Below are 22,369 nucleotides of genomic sequence, written 5' to 3' on the forward strand. Positions count from 1 at the left end.
GCCTTTCTGGGGACGACCCCCAGACCACCGGAGGGGCCCCGGTGATCCTCGCTCCGCTCCGGTCATCGGGTTCCCAATTCCTTCGCGACGACCCCGCGCAAGATCTCGTTGGTGCCGCCGCGGAGGGTGAATCCGGGGCTGTGCAGGATCGCCTCGGCCAGCAGCCGGGGCAGTGGCCGGTCGGATCCGGGGTCGGGGACGGCCCGGGTCAGCAACCGGACGGTGTCGGTGACCACGCTCTCGAAACGGGTGCCGAGATCCTTGATCGCCGCGGCCTGCACGGCGGGCGCGGCGCCCGCCTCCAGCCGTCCGGCGACGGCGAGGGACGCCTGCCGGAGCGCCCACATCCGCGCGACCACCGCGCCCACCCGCGATGCCTCGTGGTCCCGGAGTCGTTCCACGGCGAGGGACAGCAGCGGGAACGTCGACAGGAACCGCTCCGGGCCGCTGCGTTCCATCGCCAGCTCGCCGGTCACCTGATGCCAGCCCGATCCGGGCTCGCCGAGCACCCGGGCGTCCGGGACGAACACCTCGTCCAGCACCACCTCGTTGAAATGGTGCTCGCCGGTGAGCAGCCGGATCGGCCTGACGTGCACGTCCGGATGAGGAAGCTCGACGATGAACTGGGACAGCCCGGCGTGCCGGTCGGCGGTCCGCGGCTCGGTCCGGACAAGGACGATCATGGCGTGCGCGCGGTGCGCGCCGCTCGTCCAGACCTTCGTCCCGGCGAGCCGCCAGCCGCCGTCGACCCGCGTGCCGCGGGCGCGCACGGACGCGAGGTCGGAGCCGGTGTCGGGCTCGCTCATCCCCGCCGCGAAGAAGCACTCGCCCCGGGCGATCCGCGGGAGGAACGCGTGTTTCTGCTCCTCCGTCCCGAACCTGAGCAGGCTCGGCCCGGACTGCCGGTCGGCGATCCAGTGCGCCGCGACCGGCGCCCCCGCCGCGAGCAGCTCCTCGGTGACGACGAACCGGGCCAGCGCCCCCGCGGCCGTTCCGCCGTACCGCTCGGGGAAGGCCATGCCGAGCCAGCCGCGCTCGCCCAGCCGCCCGCTGAACCCGCCGTCCCAGCCGCCGAGCCACTGGTCGCAGCGCGACTCGATCCGTCCCGCGGACAGTTCGTCGCGCAGGAACGCGCGCACGTCCGCGCGCAGGACGTCGAGCTCGGCCGGAAGCGCGACGGGTTCGAGGTTCCAGAAGTCCATGTGCTGCCGTCCTCTCTCCTCGGCCGGTGATCAGCGGAGCGCCCAGCGGCCGGTGTAGGCCGGGGGAGCCGTCTTGCCGAGGAAGGCGCGGAACGCGGCGGGCGCGTCCTCGGTGGCGAGGTTCACCGCCTGCGCGTTCGCCTCGTTGCCGATGGCCTCGCGCAGCGTCCCGCCCGCGCCCTGGTGGAGCAGGGCCTTCGTCTGGGCGAGCGCGACCGGCGGGAGCGCCGCGAGGCGCCGGGCCAGCTCGGCGGTGAAACCCGCCAGCTCGTCCGCCGGTTTGATCCAGGTCACGAGCCCTAGGTCGCGGGCCTCCGCGGCGCCGATCGTCTCGGCGAGCAGCGCCAGTCGCTTGGCCTGCTGGAGGCCGACGAGCCGCGGCAGGAACCAGGACCCGCCGAAGTCGAGCGACAGCCCGCGCCGGGCGAAGATCTGGGAGAACCGGGCGGACTCCGCCGCGACGACGAGATCGCAGGCCAGCGCGAGGTTCCAGCCCGCTCCGGCGGCGATGCCCTCGACCTTGGCGATCACCGGCTTCGGCAGTTCGGCGAGGACGGCGGCGATGGCGCCGACCCGGCGCATCCGCGCGACCGGATGCTCCGTGCGGGACGCGCCGCCGAGGTCGGCGCCCGCGCAGAAGTCGCCGCCCGCCCCGGTCACGACGACGGCCCGGACCGTGTCGTCGGCGGCGAGGTCGTCCAGCGCGGCGCGGAGCAGCCGCCAGCCCCGCTCGTCGAGGGCGTTCTTGCGGGACGGCCGGTTCAGCGTGAGCGTGGCCGTTGCGCCGTCCCGGGTGACGAGCACCGATTCGGATGCGGTCATCTCCGTGGTCATGTCGTGCTCTCCTTTGGTCAGCGTCCCTCGAACACGGGTGCGCGGCGGTCGCGGAACGCGGCCATCGCCTCGGCGGAGTCCCGGGTGCCGTGCACGACGGCCATGTGCGAGGAGATCAGGTCGAGCGCGGTCCGGACGTCGGCGCGCGCCGACTGGTGCGCCGCCCTTTTGATCATCCGCACGTTGACCGGCGGCTGCTCCGCGAGCCTGCGGGCGTACCGGCGCCACGCGTCCGGGAACTCCTCGTCGGGGTGGACGTGGTCGGCGATGCCGATGCGGCGGGCCTCGTCGGCGTCCACGAAGTCGCCGGTCCAGAGGAGTTCGAGCGCCTTCGCCATCCCGACCAGCCGCGGCAGGTAGTAGCAGCCGCCGTCACCGGGCACGAGCCCGATCCTGATGTAGCCCTCCGACAGCCGCGCAGACCGCGCGAGCAGCCGGACGTCGCACATCAGCGCCATGTCCATCCCCGCGCCGACGGCGATCCCGTTCACGGCCGCGATCAGCGGCTTGTCCAGCTCCTCGACCGCGTGCGCGACCCGGTGGATGCGGTCGGTGAGCAGCGACTTGACGGCGAGCGGCCCGGTCGCCTCCGCGTCGAACGTGTCGAGGTCGATGCCGGAGCAGAACGCGTCCCCGGCGCCGGTGACGACGACGACCCGCACGTCCGGGTCCGTCCGCGCGGAGGTGAGCGCCTCGGCCCACCGGTCGATCATCCCGAGCGTGAACGCGTTCTTCAGGTGCGGGCGGTTCAGCAGGATCGTGCCGATCCCGTCCCGCACCGTGTACTCCAGGTCTGCCATCAGTGGATCTCCTCAAGCGCTGGACCGCGGCGGCGGCCGGGCGGGCGGGTTCGGCGGGGGCCCGCATTGAATACATACTACCACGTAGGTTATTTTCTCTGGGACGATCCCGTCGCGCCGTGCGGCGGACGTCGAGCACGGAGGAGGTCGCGGATGGACTACTCGGGGCTGGCGCCCGGCCTGCTGGTCGAGGCGGACGGGCCGCTGCGGATCGTCACGATGAACCGTCCGGACGAGCTCAACTCGTTCGACGACGCCCTGCACGTGGGCATGCGGCGGGTGTGGGACCTGCTGGTCGACGACGAGGACGCCCGCGCCGTGGTGCTCACCGGCGCGGGCAGGGTGTTCAGCGCGGGCGGGCACGTGCCGAACTTCGTCCGCAACCACCACGACCAGGCGGCGCGGCGGCGCGACATCCGGGAGGGCGAGCGGCTCGCCCGCGCGATGCTGGCGTGCGAGCTGCCGGTGGTCGCGGCGGTGAACGGCCCGGCGGTCGGGCTCGGATGCAGCCTCGCCACCATGTCCGACTTCGTGGTCATGTCGGAGGACGCCTTCATGAGCGACCCGCACGTCGCCATCGGGCTCGTCGCGGGCGACGGCGGCGCGGTCACCTGGCCGTGGCTGACCAGCATGCTCACCGCCAAGGAGTTCCTGCTGCTCGGCGACCGGATCCCGGCCGCCGAGGCCATGCGGGCCGGGCTGTGCAACCGGGTGGTGCCCGCCGGCGAGGTGCTCCGGACCGCGAAGGAGTTCGCGCACCGGTTCGCCGCGCTTCCGGCCCAGTCGGTGCGCGACACCAAGCGGGCCCTCAACATGCACCTGCTCGACTCGGCGAACAGCGTCCTGAACTTCGCCCTCGCCGCCGAGTTCGAGTCGTTCGGCACGGAGGACATCAAGACGCGCGTCGCGCAGTTCCTCGCCAAGGACAAGGACGGAGCCAAGGACAAGGCCGCCAAGTCAGAGAGGTCTGGAAGCTGATGGACACCGCGGTCACGGACCGGCTGCTCTCCACGACCCGCGCCGTCCGCCGCCGGCTCGACCTCGGGCGGCCGGTCGAGCGCGAGGTGATCCTCGACTGCCTCCGCCTCGCGGTGCAGGCGCCCACGGGCGGCAACAAGCAGGCGTGGCGCTGGCTCGTCGTGGACGACCCGGAGGTGCGCGCGGCCGTCGCCGGCGTCTACGCGCGCCGCACCCTCGCGATCATCGACCGGCGGTACCCGCACATCCAGGACGCGCAGACCAGGCGCGTCTACGACGGCGCCCGGTATCTCGCGACGGTGCTGGCGCAGGTCCCGGTGCTGATCGTGCCGTGCGTGGAGGGACGTCCCGACGCGCCGGGCGCGGCGCATCCCAGCGCGTTCTACGGCTCGATCTTCCCGGCGGTCTGGAGTCTCCAGCTCGCGCTGCGGTCCCGCCGGATGGGCTCGGTTCTGACGACGCCGTTCGTGGAGGAGGACGAGCGCCTCTACACCGAGGCGCTGCGGCTGCCCGACACGATGACGCCCATCGCGCTGCTTCCCGTCGCCTACACGATCGGCGACGAGTTCAAGCCAGCCGACCGTCCGCCGGTCGAGACCATCACCCGCTGGAACCGGTGGACGGACTGACGGTGACGGCAGCGGAAGACCTGCGGCTCCTGCTGGACGAGCGGGAGATCACCCGGCTCGTCTTGCGGTACGCCCACGGCGCCGACCGCGGAGACGTCGACATGGTCGAGTCCTGCTACCACCCGGGCGCCTACGACGACCACGGCTTCGCCAGCGGGACGGTCGAGGAGTTCACGGCGCGGATGCGCCGGGGGCCGTCCGGGCCGGGCGTCCGGCACCACCTCATCGGGAACGTGCTCATCGAGGTGCGGGACGCGGCCGCCGTCTGCGAGTCGTACTTCCTCTGCTACATGGAGGACCTCGACGGCGCCGGGACGGTCGCGCCCGCCGGCCTGTTCGCGGGCCGGTACGTCGACAGGCTGGAGAGGCGCGACGGCGGCTGGCGGATCCTGCACAGAATCTGTGTGCTGGACTGGAGCCGCAGGTCGGACGAGGCGCCGCCCGCCCCGCGCGCGGACACCTTCGGCCACGGCCGCCGCGACGACCGCGACCCGGCCGCCGCGGCCTTCCGCGAACTCGCCGCGAGCCGCCCGTAGCGCGGTCCGGCTCCGCTCCACTCTTCCAAAATGAGCTACGCAGTAGTATGTTTTTTCCTCAAGCCCGCAGGTGGGAGCCGGTACAGCTTAACCGGACCGTGCCGCATCGACGATCCGCGGTCCATCCGGAGAAAGGATCCGCCTTGACAGAACGGAGGGCTCTCGATGGCGTCGTCGTGCTCGACCTCAGCCAGGTGTACAACGGCCCGTACTGCACCCTGCTGCTGGCGCAGCTCGGCGCGGAGGTCATCAAGATCGAGCCGTTCGGCGGCGAGCCCGTCCGCTGGCGCGTCGTGGGCGAGCAGCAGACGACCGCGTTCGACCTGCTCAACGGCGGGAAGAAGAGCCTGCGGCTGAACCTGAAGGAGCCGCGCGGACGGGACCTGTTCCTGCGGCTGGTCGCGCGGGCGGACGTGGTCGTGGAGAACTTCGCCCCCGGCACCCTGGACCGGCTGGCCCTCGGCTACGCGGTCCTCGCGGAGGCCAACGAGCGGATCATCCTCGCGTCCGGACGGGGCTACGCCGCCACCACGCCGCAGGCCGGGCAGCGCGCCATGGATCTGACCATCCAGGCCGTGACCGGCGTGATGGCGACGACCGGGCAGCCCGACCAGCCGCCGACCAAGGCGGGCCCGGCGGTCGCCGACTTCTTCGGCGGCACCCACCTGATGGGCGCGGTCGCCGCGGCGCTCTACCAGCGCACGGTCACCGGGCGGGGCCAGCACGTCGAGGTCGCGATGCAGGACGCCGTCGTCCCGTCGCTCGCCTCCAGCATCGCCGGTTACCTCGACAGCGGCGGGACGCTCCCGGAGCGGACCGGCAACCGGCACGGCGGCCTCGCCGTGTGCCCCTACAACGTGTACCCGGCGGCGGACGGCTGGGTCGCCGTCCTGTGCATGACAGACGGGCACTGGCGGACGCTGTGCCACCTGATGGAGCGCGCGGACCTCGCGGACGATCCCGCGTTCGCGTCGCCGCCCGCCCGCGTCGCGCAGATGGACAAGCTCGACGAGATCGTCGCGGCGTGGACGGCGGGCCGCACCCGCGACGACGTGGTCGACCGGCTGCAGGGCGCCGGGGTGCCCTGCGCGGCCGTGCGCGGCCTGGCCGACGTCATGTCCGGTCCGCTCGTCGGCGCCGACCGCATGATCCGGCCGGTGCGCGGCGCGGACGGCCGTCCGTCGTACGCCTTCGGCAGCCCGCTGCGCCTCGCGGACTCGGCGCCGCCGCCCGCCGAGGGAGCGGCCGCGCTCGGCGAGCACACCGAGGACGTCCTGGCGGAGCGGCTCGGCCTGGACGCCGCCGCGATCCGGGAACTGCGCGACGAGAACGTCGTCTAGGAGAAATTCATGCCCGTTGACGAGACGCTGCTCGACTCGATCCGGACCAATGCCGGCTCGGAGACCGTCCATTCGCTCGGACCGGTCACCGCATTGACGATCCGGCGCTACGCCCGCGCGATCGGAGAATCGAACCCCCTTTACCTCGACACGGAATTCGCCCGCGCCCGCGGGTACGCGGAGATCGTCGCGCCGCCCAACCTGGTCACCGCGATCACCTGCTGGGACGAGGGCCCGGCGGCCGAGGGCCTCCGCGAGGACGGCACCCCGCTGGTGATGCAACTGGAGGGCCTGCCGACCAGCGGCGTCCGGGTGATGGGCGGCGGCGAGGACATGGAGTTCCACGCGCCCATCACCGCCGGGACGACCGTGGTGGAGCGCTCCACGATGCTCGACGCCGAACTGCGGCAGGGACGGACGGGGCCGTTCATCGTCGTCCGCTACCGGCACGAGTTCGTCGACGGCGACGGAGTCCTCTTGGTGACCTCGACACGGAAGGTGCTGGTCCGATGATGAGCGGTTCGACCACCAGTACCGGCACTGCCACCGGGCGCGAACCGAGGTTCGGCGACGTCCGCGCCGGCGACCGGCTGCCGGAGATGCGCCACGTTCCGACCAGGCTGCAACTCTTCAGATACAGCGCGGTGACGTGGAACACCCACCGCATCCACTTCGACCCCGACTACGCCGCGCAGGAGGGCTATCCGGACGTCCTCGTCCAGTCCCATCTGCACGGCGCCTTCCTGGTGACGCTGTGCACGGAGTGGATGGGCGCGTCCGGGCGGCTGACCAGGCTCGGGGTCTCGGTCCGCCGCTACGCGGTGCCCGGCGACGTCCTCGTCTGCGCGGGCGTGGTCACGGGCGTCGAGCAGGTGGACGAGGGCCACGGGCTGGTCCATCTCGACGTCACCGAGACCCGCGAGTCCGACGGCGCGGTATGCGCCACCGCGACCGCGACGATCGTGCTGCCGCTGTGAGCGGGGAACGGGAAACGGGGAAAATGCCGGCGACACGCGACGTCCTCCGGATCGGAAACTGCTCGGGATACTACGGAGACCGTTTCGCCGCGGCCCGGGAAATGGTCGAGGGAGGCCCGCTCGACGTCCTGACCGGCGACTACCTCGCCGAGCTGACCATGCTGATCCTCTGGAAGGCGCGGCGGCGCGACCCGTCCGGCGGCTACGCGACGACGTTCCTCGCGCAGATGGAGCAGGTGCTCGGCACCTGCCTCGATCGCGGCATCAAGGTCGTCACCAACGCGGGCGGGCTCAACCCGGGCGGTCTCGCGGCAGAACTCGGGCGCCTGGCGGAACGGCTCGGGCTGCGGCCCGGCATCGCCCATATCGAAGGCGACGACCTTCTCGACCGCATTCCCGAGCTTCAGCGCGACGGCCATTCCCTGGCGCACCTCGGTTCGGGAAGGAGCCTGGCCGAGGCCGGTGTCGAGCCCGTGACCGCGAACGCCTACCTGGGCGGCTGGGGCATCGCCGAGGCGCTGCGCTCCGGCGCCGACATCGTGGTGTGCCCGCGGGTGACCGACGCCTCGCTCGTCGTCGGCCCGGCCGCCTGGGCGTTCGACTGGCGGCCGGACGACTGGGACCGGCTCGCCGGGGCCGTCGTCGCCGGGCACGTCCTCGAATGCGGCCCGCAGGCCACCGGCGGCAACTTCGCGTTCTTCACCGAGCTGCCGAAGGGCGGGCGGCCCGGCTACCCGATCGCCGAGATCGCCGCGGACGGCTCGTCCGTGATCACCAAGCACGCGGGGACGGGCGGCGCGGTCACGGTCGAGACGGTCACCGCGCAGATCCTCTACGAGATCGGCGCGCCCGACTACCTCAACCCGGACGTCGTCACGCGGTTCGACACCGTCGCGCTGTCCGGCGACGGCCCCGACCGCGTGCGGATCAGCGGCGTGCGCGGCCGTCCCGCGCCCGACACCGCCAAGGTCTGCCTCAACTACCAGGGCGGCTACCGCAACAGCGCCACGTTCATCCTCACCGGGCTGGACATCGAGGCCAAGGCCGACCACGCCGTCGGCTCCCTCCTGGACGACGGCCTGGGCGGAGCGGACGCGTTCGCCGAGACTGACGTGCGGCTGCTGCGCACCGACGTCCCGGACGCGCCGGAGAGCACCCAGGCCGAGGCCAGGCTCCGGATCACGGTGAAGGACGCCGACGAGCGCAAGGTCGGGCGCCGCTTCTTCAACGCCGTCGCGGAGTTCGGCCTGTCCAGCTATCCCGGCATGTACCTGGAACGGGCCGACCGGGCGGCGAGCGCCTACGGCGTCTACTGGCCCGCGCTGGTGCCGGTCGGCGTGCTCCGTCCCGAGGTCGTCTTCCAGGACGGGCGGCGCCTGCCGGTGCCGCACCCGCCGACCGAGCGCTACGGCGCGCCGCCCGCCGAGGCGTCGCGCGCGAAGCGGGCGGCGGGCGGCGACACCGTGCGCGCGCCGCTCGGGCTGATCATCGGGGCGCGGTCCGGCGACAAGGGCGGCGACGCCAACGTCGGCCTCTGGGCCCGCACCGACGGGGCGTTCGAATGGCTTCGCGACCACCTCGACGTCGACCTTTTCCGCGAGCTGCTCGCCGAGGCCGCCGGGCTGGACGTCGAGCGGTACGAACTGCCCAACCTCCGGGCCGTCAACTTCGTCGTGCGCGGCCTGCTGGACGACGGCGTCGCCGCGACGGCCCGTCCCGATCCGCAGGCGAAAGGACTGGGTGAATACGTGCGCTCACGATTCGCGGACATTCCGCGAGCACTTCTGAAAGAGGCGGTGGCGACGGGATGAGCGTGTCCATGACCAAGCCCTGGACGCCGCTCACGGCCGAGAACCTGGCCCTCGTGCCCGGCTCGGTCGGCGTCTTGGAGATCGCGGACGGCGGCGGCGTCATCGCCATCGACTACGCGGGCGGGAACAGCCTCTTCGGCCTCCGCGGAGCGCTCGAAGAATGGCTCCGCGAAGACAAGGGACTGTCCTTCCGGTACGAGCGGACCAACGCCTACCTCTCGCGTTACCGGGAGCTCGTGCAGGTGTTCACCAACGAATTCGGTGCGGTTCCCCGGAACCTCGCGGGCGCCGAGGCGCCGACCGGACGCATCCGGCCGAACTGAGACCGAGGGAGCAGACATGGGATTCGCCGTCACCGAGACGCAGCGGACGCTGATCGAGAACGTCCGGCGCTTCGTCCGCACCGAAATCGTTCCGCTGGAGTACGACCTCGACCCGGACGAGAGCGAGCTGAGCCCGTCCGTCCTGGCGGGGCTCGTGGCCAAGACGAAGCAGATGGGCCTGTACAACCTCGACGTCCCGGAGGAGTTCGGCGGGGTCGGCGCGGACACCGTGACGCGGACGCTGCTCGCCATGGAGATGTCGCAGCACCGCGCCGGCCTGTACTCGCCGTGCTACGGCGCCTTCGGCCAGCCCGACATGGCGCAGCTCTACGAGGCGACCGACGAGCAGAAGGAGCGCTACCTCCAGCCGATCCTGCGTGGTGAGAAGCGGTCGTTCTTCGCGCTCACCGAGCCGTCCGGCGGGAGCGACCCGGCCCGGTCGATCCAGACCCGGGCGAAGCGGGACGGCTCGGACTGGATCATCAACGGCAACAAGACGTTCATCAGCGGCGCCGACACGGCCGACTTCGGGCTGGTCTTCGCGCGCACCGGCGACCAGGGCTCGGGACGCGACGGCATCACCTGCTTCATCGTGGACGCCGACACCCCCGGCCTCACCGTGCGGCGCGTGATCCACACCCTCCGCTCGGGCCACTACCCGACCGAGTTGGCGTTCGAGGACGTCCGGGTGCCTGCGACCGCGGTGCTCGGCGAGGTCGGCCAGGGCTTCGCGATGGCGACCGAGCGGCTGACCAAGAACCGCATCCCGTACGCGGCGGGCTGCCTCGGCGTGGCGATGATGGCGCACCGCATGGCCGTCGAGTACGCGGGGACCCGCTCGGTCTTCGGCGCGAAGCTCGCGGACCACGAGGGCATCCAGTGGATGCTCGTCGACAGCGAGATGGAGCTGCGGAGCGCGGCGGCCCTGACGCTGGACGCCGCCGAGCGCGCCGACAGCGGCCGCCCGTTCCGCACCGAGGTGGCCATCGCCAAGATCGTCGCCACCGAGACGGCGGGCCGGGTGGTGGACCGTGCCATCCAGATCCACGGCGGGTACGGCGTCACCAAGGACCTCCCGCTGGAGCGCTTCTACCGCGAGCTGCGGATCCGCCGGATCGGCGAGGGCTCCACCGAGACGCAGAAGATGATCGTCAGCCGGGACATGCTCAAGGGCCGCTACACGAGCTGGATCGACCGGTGACCTCGGGAACCGGCTCGTCCCGCCGCGCTCGGACCGGTGCGCGATGACGCCGGACGAGCAGCGGGTGCGCACCCTGCTGGACATCGCCGGACTGAAGGTCGGCGCCGACGAGCTGTCCTCCTTCGCGCGCGACTACCGCACGATGCGGGAGCAGGCCGAGCAGGTCCGGCGGACCGGCGCCGACGGCGTCGCCCGCGACGGCTCCACGCCGTCCGCGTTCAAGGCGGTCGCGGCCGACCATGAGCGTCCTCGGGCCACCGGCCGGACGATCCAGGACGCCGCGGCCGCCCTCCGCGACGGGACGACCTCCTCGGTCGCGCTCACCGGCGACGTCCTCGCGCGCGTCGCCCGGCTCGACGCGGGGCTCGGCGCGTACGTGAGCGTGTTCCGCGACGCCGCGCTGGAGGCGGCCGAGCGCGCCGACCGCGACCTCGCCGCCGGACGGGACCGCGGGCCGCTGCACGGGATCCCGCTCGCGGTCAAGGACGTCATCGCCGCGGCCGAGGGCCCCACCCGGGCGAACAGCCTGGTCAGGCCCCGGCACTGGCGGTGCGACGGGGACGCCGCCGCCGTCGCGCGGCTGCGGGAGGCGGGCGCGGTCGTCGTCGGCAAGACGACGACGAACGAGTTCGCGCTCGGCCTGAACGACCCGGCCACCGGCTTCCCGATGCCGCGGAACGCATGGGACGCCGACCGGTACGCGGGCGGGTCGAGCTCCGGCGCGGCCGTCGCGGTCGCGGCCGGGCTCGCGCTCGGCGGGCTCGGCACCGACACCGCGGGCTCGATCCGGCATCCGTCCGCGCTCAACGGCGTGACCGGGCTCAAGACGACGCACGGGCGCGTCCCGGCCGCCGGGACGGTGCCGCTGTCGCCGAGCCTGGACACCGTCGGGCCCGTCGCCCGGTCCGCGTGGGACTGCGCGCTGATCCTCCAGGTGATCGCCGGGCACGATCCGGACGACGCGGGGGCGAGCACGCGGCCCGTCCCGCGCTACCTCGACGCGCTGGACGGCTCCGTCCGCGGCCTGCGGATCGGCTGGCCGAAGCGCTACTTCTTCGCGGACGGCAACGTCGCCGACCCCGTGCGGACGGGCGTGGACGCGGCCCTCGCCGCGCTGCGCGGCGCGGGCGCCGAGGTGGTGGAGGTGAACCTGCCCAACGCCGACATGGCGCGGGTCGCCAGCCACATCGTCCTGCTCACCGAGGCGTTCGCCTACCACCGGGACGACCTGGCCGCCCACTGGGCCGAGTACGGACGCTACGTCCGCGGCCTGCTCGCCAAGGGGGCGCTGTACGGCGCCGCCGACTACGTCCAGGCGAAGAAGGTCGCCGCCGCGTTCCACCGCGAGGCGTCCGCGGCGATGCGCGACTGCGACATGCTGGTCACGCCGACGATGCCGACCGGCGCGCGGCTGCTCAAGGAGACCGACCCGGCGATGATGGACCGCTGGTCCAGCGCGTCGTTCACCTCCCAGTGGAACCTGACCGGGCATCCCGCGTGCGCCGTCCCCGTCGGGTTCGACAGGGTCGGCATGCCCGTCTCCATGCAGATCGTCGGGAGGCCGTTCGACGAGGCCGCCGTCCTGCGCGTCGCGGACGCCTACCAGCGGGTGACCGACGTCCACCTCGCGGCCCCGGTCTTTCCCGAGGGCTAGCCCGTTCTACGACACCGCAACCCACCCCGACGCGGGCGGGGCGTCCGCCGCCCGTCCGCACCGCCGCAGAAGGAGATCCCATGTCCGACAACCCGGCGTCCGGCGCCGACCGCGAGGTGGCGACCAGCCCGTACGGGCCCGAGGACGAGATCGGCCGCCTCAACCTGATGACGCCCGAGTCCCGCGCCGCCGTCGTCAGCCGGATCGACGCGACCCGGATGTTCGACCTGTCCGTGGACTACTTCATCGGGATGCCGTCCTGGCAACTGCTCGGCGACCCGGCCTACCAGATCTGGATGACGCACACCCCGCACGGCACGGTCGTGGACGAACTGCCCGGCATCTCGCGGGAGATGACCGAGTACATCGGCTACTCCGGCGACGCGATGATGATGTACACCCACACCGGCACCCATATCGACACGCTCAACCACTACGGCTACAACGGCCGCATCTACAACAACTTCACCGAGCGGGAGCACCTCGGGACGCGGCACTGGCGCGTCGCGGGCGCCGACAAGATGCCGCCGATCGTGGCCCGCGGCGTCCTCCTCGACTTCGCCGCGCTGCGCGGCGTCGACATGCTCCCCGACCAGTACGGGATCACTCCCGAGGACGTCGACGAGTGCCTCGCCAAGCAGGGCGTCGAGCTGCGGCTCGGGGACGTCGCGCTCGTCCGGACGGGCCGCATGCGGGCGTGGCCGGACGCCGCCGCGTGGGGCGAGAACCCGCCCGGACTGACCCGCGCGGCGGCGGTGCACATGGTCGAGCGGGGCGCGATGATCGTCGGCTCCGACACGGTGTGCGTCGAGCAGGGCCCCTCGACCGACCCCGACAACTACACGCCGGTGCACACCTACCTGCTCGCCGAGGCGGGCGCGCCCCTGATCGAGGTGCTCGACCTGGAGGAGCTCGCCGCGGCCGAGGTGTACGAGTTCGGCTTCTTCGCGGCGTGCCTGCGGCTGCGCGGCGCCACCGGGTCGCCGCTGCGCCCGTGGGCCTTCCCGTTGCGGAGCGAGTGACCGGTCCCGATCCGGCGGCGCCGGCCGTGCCCCGCGCCGCCGGATCGGGAGTTCGAGCAAGCCAGCGAGTTCAAGGAGAACCCATGCGAGACGCTGTCGTCGTGGCGGCCGTCAGATCCCCCGTCGGCAAACGGGCGGGGGCGCTCTCGGGCGTCCATCCCGCGGACCTGTCCGCGCGCGTGCTGTCGGCGCTCGCCGACCGCGCGTCCCTGGACCCGTCGATCGTGGACGACGTGATCTGGGGCTGCGTGAGCCAGGTCGGCGAGCAGACCTTCGACATCGCGCGGACGGCGGCGCTGTCGGCGGGGTGGCCGGAGAGCGTCCCCGGGACGACGGTCGACCGGCAGTGCGGCTCGTCCCAGCAGGCCGTCCACTTCGCCGCGGCGGGCGTCATCGCCGGGCACTACGACGTCGTCGTGGCGGGCGGCGTCGAGTCGATGTCACGGGTGCCGATGGGCTCGGCGTCCGGCGAGCGGTCCCCGCTCGGCGAGCTGTACGCCAAGCGGTACGGGGACGTGCAGCCGAACCAGGGCCTCGGCGCCGAGCAGATCGCCCGTGAATGGTCGCTGGACCGCGGTGAACTCGACGCCTACGCCGAGCGCTCCCACCACCGCGCCGCGGAGGCCATTGCGCGCGGCGCCTTCGACGCGCAGATCGTGGGAATCGAGACGCCCGACGGAGTCGTGACATCAGACGAGGGGGTGCGCCCGGACTGCTCGGTCGAGGCCCTGGCCAAGCTGCGCACGCCCTTCCTTGAGGGCGGCGTCATCAGCGCAGGGAACAGCTCCCAGATCAGCGACGGCGCCGCCGCCCTGCTGATCACCACCTCGGACACCGCCAAGGCCCACGGGTGGAGGCCCATCGCGCGGATCCACACGGCGGTCGTGGTGGGCAGCGAGCCCAACATCATGCTGACCGGGCCGATCCCCGCGACCGCGAAGGCGCTCACCAAGTCCGGCCTCGGCCTCGACGACATCGGCGCCTTCGAGGTGAACGAGGCGTTCGCCCCGGTGCCGCTCGCGTGGCAGGCCGAGTACCGCGTGCCGGAGCGGGCGCTCAATCCGCTCGGCGGCGCGATCGCGCTCGGCCACCCGCTCGGCGGCTCGGGCGCGCGCATCGCCACGACGCTGCTCCACCACATGGCCGAGAACGGGATCCGCTACGGCCTCCAGACGATGTGCGAAGGCGGCGGTCAGGCGAACGCCACGATCTTCGAGCTGACGGATCGGTAGGCACTGCGCTCGGGGCGGTGGCGGCGTCCTTCCGGACCAGCGCGGAGCGGTGGCTGCGGTGCAGCGCCGGGTCGCCCAGCCAGGGCGGCAGCTCACCGGCGTCCGCCAGCCCGTCCTGGACGCGCGACCGCTCGACGCCGACCGCTCCGGCCAGCTCGGACGTCAGCGTGGCGGCGCAGGTGTCGCGGTGCCCGAGGCCGGACCAATGGCTGCAGATCTCCAACCCGTAGCGGACGAGCGCCTCCTCGTACCCGGTCCACATCTTCACGGCCGGATGGTTCCGCCAGCCGTAGCCGGGGACCGTCAGCCCGCGCAGTATCTGCAGCGCCTCGACGCGCTGCTTGCCGAGCCTGCGCTGGTCGAGGACCCGGGCCGTGGCAGCGAAGTCCGCGTGCGGAAGGAAGGCCTGCACGGCTCACACGCCGCTCGCGCGGGAGAGAGCGCGCCGTACGGGCCGCCGTGATCGCTGAACACCTCGACGGCTTGGCAGTCCGCGACCTGACGTCGTCGCCCGGAACGCCGACACACTGGCCTACTGGGGGTCGGCACTCAACAATTGCATCGGCACCAACAATCGCGACGCCATTGCGGAGCTGGGCGAACAAGCGCAAACGGTGCTCAGCGCCTTCATCGGGACCGACGCGCCGCTCGGCGCGCACGCGCTCGGCGTCAAGGGGCTCACCCGCCCGACCGCAGCCACCACGTGACCAGGCCCTCCCCATGCACGACAGAGAGCCCGCACGGGGAGGGCCTCCTACTTATCGCATGCTCTAAGCTTCTGGTTCCCTTCAAGAGCAGCGCAGCTGATTCAGCTCTCCTGCTGAAGGGACACGCCGTTACTGGCTCATGTGTGCCCGCGCGGGCTGCCACGCATGGAGGAGCGACCGATGTCCCGTCGACGACGCGGCCCGGAACGCCGAGTGCCAGCTAGTTCGCCGACTGGCCGCTGCCTGACTTATACGTTGTCGGTGCGCAGGTACTGCTCCTCGCGCCGGTGCGGACCCGAGCCGGATTCCTAGGGCGAGACGGCCAGAACGATAACGAGCAGCGCGCCGACCGCGCACGCTGTCGTGATCGGGGCGGCGAGGCTGGGGTCCCGGTGGACCATGTAGGCAACCATGATCATGATGATCGTGACCAGCAGCGCGCCGACGCTGATGGTCACCTTGTCGGGAGGCTGCGGGCCACCATCGAGGGGACGTAGGCTCATAGCGAGTTCGACCTCCATCAGGAGCGGGTTCAGGAAACGACGGCTCCGTGTTGCTGCACGGGGCCGTCACCCTTGTGATGGGCGGGGCCCGCTGAGCCGCCACTAGTCTGCACGGTCTGGCCGCTGACACTTGTGGGCTAGATACGGCCGCGGATAACGCCTGTGGCCGGATACGGCAGTGATTGGTTCCCGCCTTCTGCACGGTCGCCCGGTGGAGTTTGGGGCATCGTTCCCGCCAGAGGGCTTGCTAAGTATGTGCGCTCTGACCTGCGGGAACCTCCTAAGTCAGGTCACATTCGGTGCTCTATACAGCGACGATCGGTGGCCGTACCTGGCCAAGATCGAGGGCGGTGATGTCGTAGCCTCTGACCGCGTCCCCACCGATCGCAATCGCGATCAGGTTCGTGCCTTCCACGCGGAGGGGTCAACCGAAATCGCTTGCCCCGTCCGCCGCGCCCGTCCTGCGGTCGTGGAACGTGAGCGAAATTGGCATTCAGGCGCCGGAGCCGCCGAGTATCATTCCCACGGCCGGGCCGTGTTCCACGCCCTCCGACGGGCGACGAACTCCAGATCATGGGCTTGGCCCGCCTCGTCAGGCTCCAGAATGGCGACATCGCCTTCGCCGACCTCGCCCGCATCCGGATCAACCACCAGCTGGCGGAACCCTATGGGCGTATCCTCCTCGCCGAACTTCTCTCGGCGAGCTAGTACCCCGGGATCGGTAGCGCTACGGGTTCCTCCTGGCCATCCCATGACAACCACACTTCGTTGGGCATCGGATGCCCCATGGTGCCAGCCAAGAGGAACTCGTGGGAGCCCCCGACACGCACCGCCACGCCGCTGGGCGCCTCGTGGGCTATGTAAGGAAGGTTCGACCTGTCCATGGTCACTCCGGTGGCCATTTCAGTGCCGACATTACGCAGAACGAATTTCTGCTTGCCGCGCCGCTCCAGTCGCCATTCGACCTTCGGTGGCTCAGACAAGCGCTCACTACGCTCGGATCTAGCCTGCTCAAGCTCGTGTTGCAACTGAGCCAGCGCGAGCGCCTGCTCGTCGGCGTTCGCTGATGTAACCGCAGCTTCTGCGGCCATCCGCTGCCATGTCAGGCCCTTGATGGACACGACGAAAGCGGCGATGGAAAACATCAAGGAAACCGCGATCGCTACCCAGGCAGGGGCATCACCCCAGTCGATATCCACGGCGAGATCGTACGCGCAGGCTCCGACGCTCTAAGCAGGTCAGCCCGTTTCCGTTGCACAACTAGGACGGTTGAGCTGTGCCCAAGACGCGCTCGCTCGCCCCAGGCCGCCCGACCAGCCCACGAGCATCTCCGCGAATCCGCACCGCTCGTCTCCGAGGCTCCTATGGGCAGGGGCGGCAGAGCGGCCTCGGACGCCACGCTCAACGGTCCATCTCGGCGTGCAGGGGCACGAGGATCCCGCTTGCTGTCCCTGCGTGCGGACCCGAGTGAGACCACTGCGGCACCATGACGATTCAGGTTCGAGTTGGAGATGTGAGCCCCACGTCTCGAACGCGCGGCGGGCCTCAGAGAGGTGGGCCGGTGATCCGACGAGCCCGCCCTCGCGTGTGCGAACCTCCTAGAGCAGCAGGCGAAAGAGTCGGCCATTCCAGGGCTCGCGGCTGGGTGACTGTGGTCTGGACTTCGCGGATGCCCCTGTTCTGTCACGGGAACGAGTGGGAGCCATCTGGGAGTCGATCATGCGGGATAGGGCGTTTTCGGCACGGGAAGAAGCGGGCCGAAATGGACCACTATAGCTCTGAAGCAGCGAAAACGCTGGTCAGGACTTCGCCCTCGAAGACCTTCACCATCTTCGAGGGCACCTCAGAAATCCAACGCCTGGTCATCGCCCGAACCCTGACCGGCCTCCCCGTCCGGTAGCAGGCGACCTGCATAGATCTCGCTCTTTCCTCCTCAGGTCGGTGCTTGCGGAGGTCACCGATCATGAGGCTCGCGGCGTCGATGCGCGGAGTCGGGAGACGTTTGGGAGACGCGCACGGCCGGGCTTCTTCAGGCGGGCGGCGAGCAGCTCGTTGAGGATCGACACCGGCGATGTCGGCGCGATGGCGAGCCGTTCGTTGAGGGTTGTCTCCCAGCTTTCCTGGAGCTGCGCCCGAAGTTCCTCGCGCATGAACGCGGAGACATGTGCGGAGGTCCCGCCTATCCCCGGCATCGAGTGGCCGAAATCGCGAGCCACGACGCGAGCTCAAGCTCACGAATGTGCCCGGCTGCGATGCGCGGCCGGTGGGGGGACGGCCTCCGCCTGGTGACGCGTAGGGCTCGCCGACGCGGGCGTCGCACCGGAGGCGGCGGGCCATGCCGGACTCAGGGGGTACCGGGCCATCCGGTGGAAATGTCGACAAGGACGGGGTGGACCGCGGCGCCGCCTGCTCGGCCGGGCCGCGGGCGCCGGGCCGGGGCCATGCCGGTGACTGCCTGCGGCCAGGGTGGCTCTCGGTGCCGACCGGCGCCAGGTAGACCGGGTTTCGCCGGATCCGGTGGGCTTCACCCTGCGCATGGACGGCAGCATCATGGGTGTCATCGACGCCGGGCTCCTGGTCAAACCCCTGCGCGGCGACCCGCATGAGCTACGTGCCGAGATCATTCGAGGGCGGACCGTCACCACGCGGTTGCCGTTACCTCGGCCCGGCCCCGACAGGCCGTCCGACGCATCGGAGCCGACAGCCCCTTCGCCATCGCCCGCTGGAAACCCGGGCCAGGGGTCGCCCACGCAGGGCTCGACCGTCACCGTGATCACCGAGGAGAACTGCTTCCGTGTCTTCGGCGGGGACGTCGAGATCCACTCTTTCGCGCATAGGCGGCCCAGTCACTCGATACATCACCGACTTCCGCTGGACACAGAGGCACCTGGAGACAGCTGGTCAGCGGAGGCCACGACCCGGGTCGGCGTGCCGCTGCGGTTCCCTTACGGCCGTGGCGTCACAGGCGGGCGGCGACGTGGTCGGTGAGGTCGGCGAGGCGGCAGGTGTAGCCCCATTCGTTGTCGTACCAGCCGAAGACCTTCACCAACTCGCCGCTGGACTGGGTGAGAGGGGCGTCGAAGACGCAGGAGGCCGGGTCGCCTATCACGTCGCGGGACACGATGGGGTGGGTGTTGTATCGGACGATCCCGTCGAGCGGTCCGGCGGCTGCTGCGGCGAAGGCGTCGTTGATCTCCTGCGCCGTTGCCGGACGTTCCAGCAGGCAGGCCAGGTCGACAAGGGAGCCGTCCTCGATGGGGACGCGCAGGGCCATGCCGTCGAAGCGTCCGGCCAGTTCGGGGATCACCATGCCGACGGAGCGGGCGGCGCCGGTGCTGGTGGGGATGAGGTTCACGGCGGCGGCGCGGGCGCGGTGCAGGTCCTTGTGCGGGGAGTCCAGCAGGTTCTGGTCGTTGGTGTACCCGTGGACGGTCGTCATGTAGCCCTTGACCACGCCGAACGCGTCGTGCAGGACCTTGGCCATGGGCGCGACGCAGTTGGTCGTGCAGGACGCGTTGGACACGACCGTGTGGTGGTCGGGGTCGTACACATGCTCGTTGACGCCCATGACGATGGTGGCGTCAACGTCCTTGCCGGGAGCGGAGACGATGACCTTGCGGGCGCCGGACTTCAGGTGCGCGGCGGCGTCCTCGCGCCGCCGGAACCGGCCGGTCGACTCGATCACGATCTCGGCTCCGAGCGCGCCCCAGTCCAGGTCGGCGGGGTCACGGTGGGCGGTCACGGGAATGCGGTGCCCGTCGACGATCAGGGCGGTGTCGTCGTGGTCGACCGTGTGGCCGAGGCGGCCGTAGGTGGAGTCGTACATCAGCAGGTGCGCGAGGGTGGCGGTGTCAGTGATGTCGTTGATCGCGGCGACCTCCTGGCCGCGTTCCAGGGCCAGACGCAGGTAGTTGCGGCCGATACGGCCGAATCCATTGATCCCTATCGGAGTGGTCATCTCGTCTCCCGTTGGCGCTGTTCGGCTTCGCTTCCAGGCTCTGTCGGCCGTTGGAATGGCGCCAGGGACCTTCGTCGCGGCGAACCGTTCTGTGTGCTGGACGACGAGGGACGTTCGTCCCTGGAGGCATGCGGACCGTGGATGTGCACTGTCAGTGAGTGGGGGAAGCCCGGTCGAACGGCACGGAGAAACGGGTGACCGCGCCCCGTGCATCATGTGACGCCGCTTGAGCGGCGCAGGACTTCCTCCACTCCGCCGGACGCCGATGGCGGAAGGGCATCACGGCCTATGCGGGACACCGGAATCCCCTGGCCGGATTCTCGCTGGCGGCAAGTCGTAGAGGTTCGGTCCCGATCGGGAGGGCCAGATGAACGGTTCGGAGACACCCGTCCAGGTGGACGGCCGGCTGGAGGAGCCGCTGTCGCGCTGGTTGTGGCTGGTGAAGTGGCTGCTGCTGATTCCGCACTACATCGTGCTGTTCTTCCTGGGCATCGCGTTCTCGGTGCTCACCGTGGTCGCGTTCTTCGCGATCCTGTTCACGGGTCGCTACCCGCGGTCGGTCTTCGAGTTCAACGTCGGAGTGCTGCGCTGGGGATGGCGTGTCGTCTTCTACGGGTACGGCGCGCTGGGCACCGATCGGTATCCGCCGTTCACGCTCGAGGACGTCCCGGATTATCCGGCGCGAATTCATGTCGACTACCCGGAGCGGCTGTCGCGGGGTCTAGTGCTGGTGAAGTGGTGGCTGCTGGCAATCCCGCACTACCTGGTGATCGTGCTGTTCACCGGTGGCGGGCTCGGCGGGGACGCCGGATGGGCGTCGAATACGCCCGGTCTCGTCGGCGTATTGGTACTGGCCGCTGCGGTCGCGCTGCTGTTCACGAGCCGCTATCCGCGCGGAATCTTCGACTTCGTCATGGGGATGAACCGCTGGGTCCTGCGGGTCGTCGGCTACATATTTCTGATGACTGACCGCTATCCGCCATTCCGACTAGATATGGGCGGCGCGGAGCCAGTGCGCGAGCACCCGGTTTCGCGGTGATCGAGGAGAAACTTTAAGGGCGATGTCCCGGCCGTGACGGACGGGCGGATCCTCGCTGACACCGCCGAAAGAGGAGCCGCTGCCGTCGATCGATGGCTGCGGCTCTTTCGCGCCCGTACCCCGTATTTGCGGCCGTGGGCCTCTTGCCAGCGACGGTCGGGACCTTCGGCCCGGGACCTGAGCGGAGCCGCGGCCTAGCGTCGAATTGGACACCGAAAGGCATGGGAGGGGAGTGCGATGCCGACTCCGATCATCGTGGGCATCGACGGTTCGGCGCATGCGTGGCGGGCTTTGGACTGGGCGGCCGACCATGCCGTCCGGCATCGCCTGCCGGTGCGCCTCGTGTTCGGGTCCCGCGCGCTACTGCCGGACGGGACGATCCCAGATGGCACCCTGCGCCGGTTGACCGCCGAGCGGGAGGAGCTGCTCGCCGAGGCCCGGGAGTACGCGCTCAGGCTGCATTCCGGCCTCGATGTCACGACGCGGGTCATCCGAACGGATCCGGGGCACGCGCTGGTCGAGGAAAGCGGGCAGGCGGCACTGGTGGTCGTGGGTTCGCGCGGGCTGGGCGGATTCGAGGGCTTGCTGTTCGGTTCTGTCGGCCTTTACACGGCCGCGCATGCCGCGTGCCCCGTAATGGTGGTCTCCCGTTCGGCTCCCTATCCCGCCAACGCGCCGACGGAGATCGTGATCGGGATCGAGGGACGGCGGGACGAGGGGCCTCTGGTCGACTGGGCCTTCGCCGAGGCCGACTCCAGGGGCTCCAGGATTCTCGCGCTGCATGCGACGGGCGGCGAGTTCGGCTCCCCGCGTCGGCGGGTGATCGAGGACACGGAGTTGGCGGAGTCTCTGGCCGGGATGCGGGAGCGGTATCCGGACGTCCCCGTCGACCAGTTGGTGTCCGACCGGACCCCGGCACGAGCGCTGGTGGAGGCGTCGGAGGGCGCGGACGAGGCGGCCAAACGCGCACCGCCCGCTCGTCATCGTCCCCGCGACGGGCGAAACCGCGCCGTGAGCGCGATGCCGGAAGGCCCGGCTCAGGCCGGGCCTTCGTCGTCCGCGCCGTGCGGGTGCGGTTCAGGCAGCCGCCTCGTACCCCTCACCGGTCGAAGACGGCCCTACCCGCCTGCCCGTAACGCGCTGGCACGAGATGCGCATGAACTCGGGGCGTGGTCCGCTGGTCCAGGCGGCCAGCGCCCTGCGGGCGGGGTCGCCCGGATCCCGGACGACCCGGGCCCGTCCGACGACGGTGACCGTCCAGCCTGCCGGGCCGGTGGTGCCCAGGTCGTCAGCCTCGAAGGCCACGATCGCGCCGCCGGTGGCAGCGGCCAGACCCGAGGCGGGCGGAACGCACACGACCACGTCGCCGCCTTCCAGGACGAAACCGACCGGCATCACCGCGGGCAACGCATGCTCAGTGAAGACGACCCTGCCCACCTTCACCGTGCCCATCAGGTCGAGGCACTCGCCTCGCGTCAGGCTCCGCGGCCCGTCCGTCAGGTCCTTCATGACTCCATCGTCCGCTCTCGCCGTTGTGTGGGGCAGGGGCCATCGTCACCGTCACGGACGCCGTCCGTCCTTCTGGCGGTCCCCTGCGTCCGGGACCAAAGTCAGTCCCTGTTC

At 71.0% G+C, this 22,369-nt stretch carries 22 protein-coding genes and 2 pseudogenes; 15 read left to right on the plus strand and 9 right to left on the minus strand.

Features of this window, described 5'->3' with window-relative positions; genetic code table 11:
- Nucleotides 1-62: 62 nt before the first annotated feature.
- Genes FXF65_RS40250 through FXF65_RS40260 form a run of 3 tightly spaced genes read right to left on the minus strand, consistent with a single transcriptional unit; the run spans nt 63 to nt 2,836 of the window.
- The gene (locus FXF65_RS40250; protein ID WP_148355733.1) at nt 63-1,202 is read right to left on the minus strand and encodes an acyl-CoA dehydrogenase family protein; all 1,140 of its coding nucleotides are present in this window, start codon (nt 1,200-1,202) and stop codon (nt 63-65) included.
- A 30-nt stretch (nt 1,203-1,232) separates the two neighbouring features.
- Complete coding sequence (locus tag FXF65_RS40255) at nt 1,233-2,036, minus strand: enoyl-CoA hydratase/isomerase family protein (protein WP_222869001.1); 804 nt, start codon at nt 2,034-2,036, stop codon at nt 1,233-1,235.
- Between the two features lie 17 nt (nt 2,037-2,053).
- The gene (locus FXF65_RS40260; RefSeq protein WP_148355734.1) at nt 2,054-2,836 is read right to left on the minus strand and encodes an enoyl-CoA hydratase/isomerase family protein; all 783 of its coding nucleotides are present in this window, start codon (nt 2,834-2,836) and stop codon (nt 2,054-2,056) included.
- Between the two features lie 153 nt (nt 2,837-2,989).
- On the opposite strand from FXF65_RS40260, the gene FXF65_RS40265 reads away from it, so the two are divergent.
- The 12 genes from FXF65_RS40265 to FXF65_RS40320 all read left to right on the plus strand — a co-directional run bounded on the left by FXF65_RS40265 (nt 2,990) and on the right by FXF65_RS40320 (nt 14,539).
- A complete protein-coding gene (locus tag FXF65_RS40265) occupies nt 2,990-3,814 on the plus strand; it encodes an enoyl-CoA hydratase/isomerase family protein (RefSeq protein WP_148355735.1) in 825 nt (274 codons plus the stop codon).
- On the plus strand, nt 3,814-4,443 hold the full coding sequence (locus FXF65_RS40270) for a nitroreductase family protein (RefSeq protein WP_148355736.1): 630 nt from the start codon (nt 3,814-3,816) through the stop codon (nt 4,441-4,443). The genes FXF65_RS40265 and FXF65_RS40270 overlap by 1 nt, the downstream gene beginning before the upstream one ends.
- Before the next feature lie 2 nt (nt 4,444-4,445).
- Nucleotides 4,446-4,979 (plus strand): nuclear transport factor 2 family protein, encoded by a 534-nt coding sequence (locus FXF65_RS44270; RefSeq protein ID WP_187412783.1) that lies wholly within the window; start codon nt 4,446-4,448, stop codon nt 4,977-4,979.
- A 143-nt stretch (nt 4,980-5,122) separates the two neighbouring features.
- Complete coding sequence (locus tag FXF65_RS40280) at nt 5,123-6,319, plus strand: CaiB/BaiF CoA transferase family protein (protein WP_222869002.1); 1,197 nt, start codon at nt 5,123-5,125, stop codon at nt 6,317-6,319.
- Nucleotides 6,320-6,328: 9 nt separating this feature from the next.
- Entirely contained in the window at nt 6,329-6,832 is a 504-nt protein-coding gene (locus FXF65_RS40285) for an FAS1-like dehydratase domain-containing protein (RefSeq protein WP_148355739.1), read from the plus strand.
- Nucleotides 6,829-7,296, plus strand: a complete 468-nt coding sequence (locus tag FXF65_RS40290) for a MaoC/PaaZ C-terminal domain-containing protein (protein WP_222869003.1) — start codon at nt 6,829-6,831, stop codon at nt 7,294-7,296. Before FXF65_RS40285 ends, FXF65_RS40290 begins: the two co-directional genes overlap by 4 nt.
- Nucleotides 7,297-7,397: 101 nt before the next feature.
- A complete protein-coding gene (locus tag FXF65_RS40295) occupies nt 7,398-9,107 on the plus strand; it encodes an acyclic terpene utilization AtuA family protein (protein WP_246199424.1) in 1,710 nt (569 codons plus the stop codon).
- An 8-nt stretch (nt 9,108-9,115) separates the two neighbouring features.
- Complete coding sequence (locus FXF65_RS40300; RefSeq protein WP_148355741.1) at nt 9,116-9,430, plus strand: DUF7508 domain-containing protein; 315 nt, start codon at nt 9,116-9,118, stop codon at nt 9,428-9,430.
- A gap of 16 nt (nt 9,431-9,446) precedes the next feature.
- The gene (locus FXF65_RS40305) at nt 9,447-10,631 is read left to right on the plus strand and encodes an acyl-CoA dehydrogenase family protein (RefSeq protein ID WP_148355742.1); all 1,185 of its coding nucleotides are present in this window, start codon (nt 9,447-9,449) and stop codon (nt 10,629-10,631) included.
- 43 nt (nt 10,632-10,674) lie between these two features.
- Nucleotides 10,675-12,285, plus strand: a complete 1,611-nt coding sequence (locus FXF65_RS40310) for an amidase (RefSeq protein ID WP_222869004.1) — start codon at nt 10,675-10,677, stop codon at nt 12,283-12,285.
- Nucleotides 12,286-12,365: 80 nt separating this feature from the next.
- Nucleotides 12,366-13,307 (plus strand): cyclase family protein, encoded by a 942-nt coding sequence (locus tag FXF65_RS40315; RefSeq protein ID WP_148355743.1) that lies wholly within the window; start codon nt 12,366-12,368, stop codon nt 13,305-13,307.
- Between the two features lie 83 nt (nt 13,308-13,390).
- Complete coding sequence (locus FXF65_RS40320; RefSeq protein WP_148355744.1) at nt 13,391-14,539, plus strand: thiolase family protein; 1,149 nt, start codon at nt 13,391-13,393, stop codon at nt 14,537-14,539.
- Nucleotides 14,540-14,594: 55 nt separating this feature from the next.
- On the opposite strand, the pseudogene FXF65_RS40325 reads toward FXF65_RS40320, so the two are convergent.
- Both FXF65_RS40325 and FXF65_RS40330 read right to left on the minus strand, forming a co-directional pair.
- Nucleotides 14,595-14,951, minus strand: a pseudogene (locus tag FXF65_RS40325) (MSMEG_6728 family protein); the annotation flags it as partial.
- 603 nt (nt 14,952-15,554) lie between these two features.
- Nucleotides 15,555-15,767 (minus strand): hypothetical protein, encoded by a 213-nt coding sequence (locus FXF65_RS40330; protein ID WP_148355745.1) that lies wholly within the window; start codon nt 15,765-15,767, stop codon nt 15,555-15,557.
- Nucleotides 15,768-16,322: 555 nt separating this feature from the next.
- Here FXF65_RS40330 and FXF65_RS46070 point away from each other — a divergent pair.
- Nucleotides 16,323-16,457, plus strand: a complete 135-nt coding sequence (locus FXF65_RS46070) for a hypothetical protein (protein WP_281289003.1) — start codon at nt 16,323-16,325, stop codon at nt 16,455-16,457.
- On the opposite strand, the gene FXF65_RS40335 is transcribed toward FXF65_RS46070, so the two are convergent.
- The 3 genes from FXF65_RS40335 to gap all read right to left on the minus strand — a co-directional run bounded on the left by FXF65_RS40335 (nt 16,454) and on the right by gap (nt 19,707).
- Nucleotides 16,454-16,948, minus strand: a complete 495-nt coding sequence (locus FXF65_RS40335) for a hypothetical protein (protein ID WP_148355746.1) — start codon at nt 16,946-16,948, stop codon at nt 16,454-16,456. The genes FXF65_RS46070 and FXF65_RS40335 overlap by 4 nt on opposite strands.
- 762 nt (nt 16,949-17,710) lie before the next feature.
- Complete coding sequence (locus FXF65_RS40345) at nt 17,711-17,899, minus strand: hypothetical protein (RefSeq protein ID WP_187412785.1); 189 nt, start codon at nt 17,897-17,899, stop codon at nt 17,711-17,713.
- Between the two features lie 809 nt (nt 17,900-18,708).
- Nucleotides 18,709-19,707: a type I glyceraldehyde-3-phosphate dehydrogenase gene (gap, locus tag FXF65_RS40350; RefSeq protein WP_148355749.1), complete on the minus strand. Its 999-nt coding sequence runs from the start codon at nt 19,705-19,707 to the stop codon at nt 18,709-18,711.
- A gap of 367 nt (nt 19,708-20,074) precedes the next feature.
- Here gap and FXF65_RS40355 point away from each other — a divergent pair, with 367 nt between their 5' ends.
- Nucleotides 20,075-20,746 carry a DUF4389 domain-containing protein gene (locus tag FXF65_RS40355; RefSeq protein ID WP_148355750.1) on the plus strand — a complete coding sequence of 224 codons (672 nt, stop codon included), beginning with the start codon at nt 20,075-20,077 and terminating at the stop codon, nt 20,744-20,746.
- Between the two features lie 237 nt (nt 20,747-20,983).
- Nucleotides 20,984-21,379 (plus strand): annotated as a pseudogene (locus tag FXF65_RS46355) (universal stress protein); the annotation flags it as partial.
- A gap of 444 nt (nt 21,380-21,823) precedes the next feature.
- Here FXF65_RS46355 and FXF65_RS40365 read toward each other — a convergent pair.
- Nucleotides 21,824-22,255: a pyridoxamine 5'-phosphate oxidase family protein gene (locus FXF65_RS40365; protein WP_148355751.1), complete on the minus strand. Its 432-nt coding sequence runs from the start codon at nt 22,253-22,255 to the stop codon at nt 21,824-21,826.
- Between the last annotated feature and the right edge of the window lie 114 nt (nt 22,256-22,369).

Source organism: Actinomadura syzygii (assembly GCF_008085905.1).
Lineage (GTDB): Bacteria > Actinomycetota > Actinomycetes > Streptosporangiales > Streptosporangiaceae > Spirillospora > Spirillospora syzygii.

Bases quoted from the DNA above. Each gene is read 5' to 3' on its own strand.
- FXF65_RS40250 (WP_148355733.1), bottom strand. From the start codon at position 1,202: ATGGACTTCTGGAACCTCGAACCCGTCGCGCTTCCGGCCGAGCTCGAC.
- FXF65_RS40255 (WP_222869001.1), bottom strand. From the start codon at position 2,036: ATGACCACGGAGATGACCGCATCCGAATCGGTGCTCGTCACCCGGGAC.
- FXF65_RS40260 (WP_148355734.1), bottom strand. From the start codon at position 2,836: ATGGCAGACCTGGAGTACACGGTGCGGGACGGGATCGGCACGATCCTG.
- FXF65_RS40265 (WP_148355735.1), top strand. From the start codon at position 2,990: ATGGACTACTCGGGGCTGGCGCCCGGCCTGCTGGTCGAGGCGGACGGG.
- FXF65_RS40270 (WP_148355736.1), top strand. From the start codon at position 3,814: ATGGACACCGCGGTCACGGACCGGCTGCTCTCCACGACCCGCGCCGTC.
- FXF65_RS40285 (WP_148355739.1), top strand. From the start codon at position 6,329: ATGCCCGTTGACGAGACGCTGCTCGACTCGATCCGGACCAATGCCGGC.
- FXF65_RS40290 (WP_222869003.1), top strand. From the start codon at position 6,829: ATGATGAGCGGTTCGACCACCAGTACCGGCACTGCCACCGGGCGCGAA.
- FXF65_RS40295 (WP_246199424.1), top strand. From the start codon at position 7,398: ATGGTCGAGGGAGGCCCGCTCGACGTCCTGACCGGCGACTACCTCGCC.
- FXF65_RS40300 (WP_148355741.1), top strand. From the start codon at position 9,116: ATGACCAAGCCCTGGACGCCGCTCACGGCCGAGAACCTGGCCCTCGTG.
- FXF65_RS40305 (WP_148355742.1), top strand. From the start codon at position 9,447: ATGGGATTCGCCGTCACCGAGACGCAGCGGACGCTGATCGAGAACGTC.
- FXF65_RS40310 (WP_222869004.1), top strand. From the start codon at position 10,675: ATGACGCCGGACGAGCAGCGGGTGCGCACCCTGCTGGACATCGCCGGA.
- FXF65_RS40315 (WP_148355743.1), top strand. From the start codon at position 12,366: ATGTCCGACAACCCGGCGTCCGGCGCCGACCGCGAGGTGGCGACCAGC.
- FXF65_RS40320 (WP_148355744.1), top strand. From the start codon at position 13,391: ATGCGAGACGCTGTCGTCGTGGCGGCCGTCAGATCCCCCGTCGGCAAA.
- FXF65_RS40330 (WP_148355745.1), bottom strand. From the start codon at position 15,767: ATGGAGGTCGAACTCGCTATGAGCCTACGTCCCCTCGATGGTGGCCCG.
- FXF65_RS46070 (WP_281289003.1), top strand. From the start codon at position 16,323: ATGGGCTTGGCCCGCCTCGTCAGGCTCCAGAATGGCGACATCGCCTTC.
- FXF65_RS40345 (WP_187412785.1), bottom strand. From the start codon at position 17,899: ATGCGCGAGGAACTTCGGGCGCAGCTCCAGGAAAGCTGGGAGACAACC.
- gap (WP_148355749.1), bottom strand. From the start codon at position 19,707: ATGACCACTCCGATAGGGATCAATGGATTCGGCCGTATCGGCCGCAAC.
- FXF65_RS40355 (WP_148355750.1), top strand. From the start codon at position 20,075: ATGAACGGTTCGGAGACACCCGTCCAGGTGGACGGCCGGCTGGAGGAG.
- FXF65_RS40365 (WP_148355751.1), bottom strand. From the start codon at position 22,255: ATGAAGGACCTGACGGACGGGCCGCGGAGCCTGACGCGAGGCGAGTGC.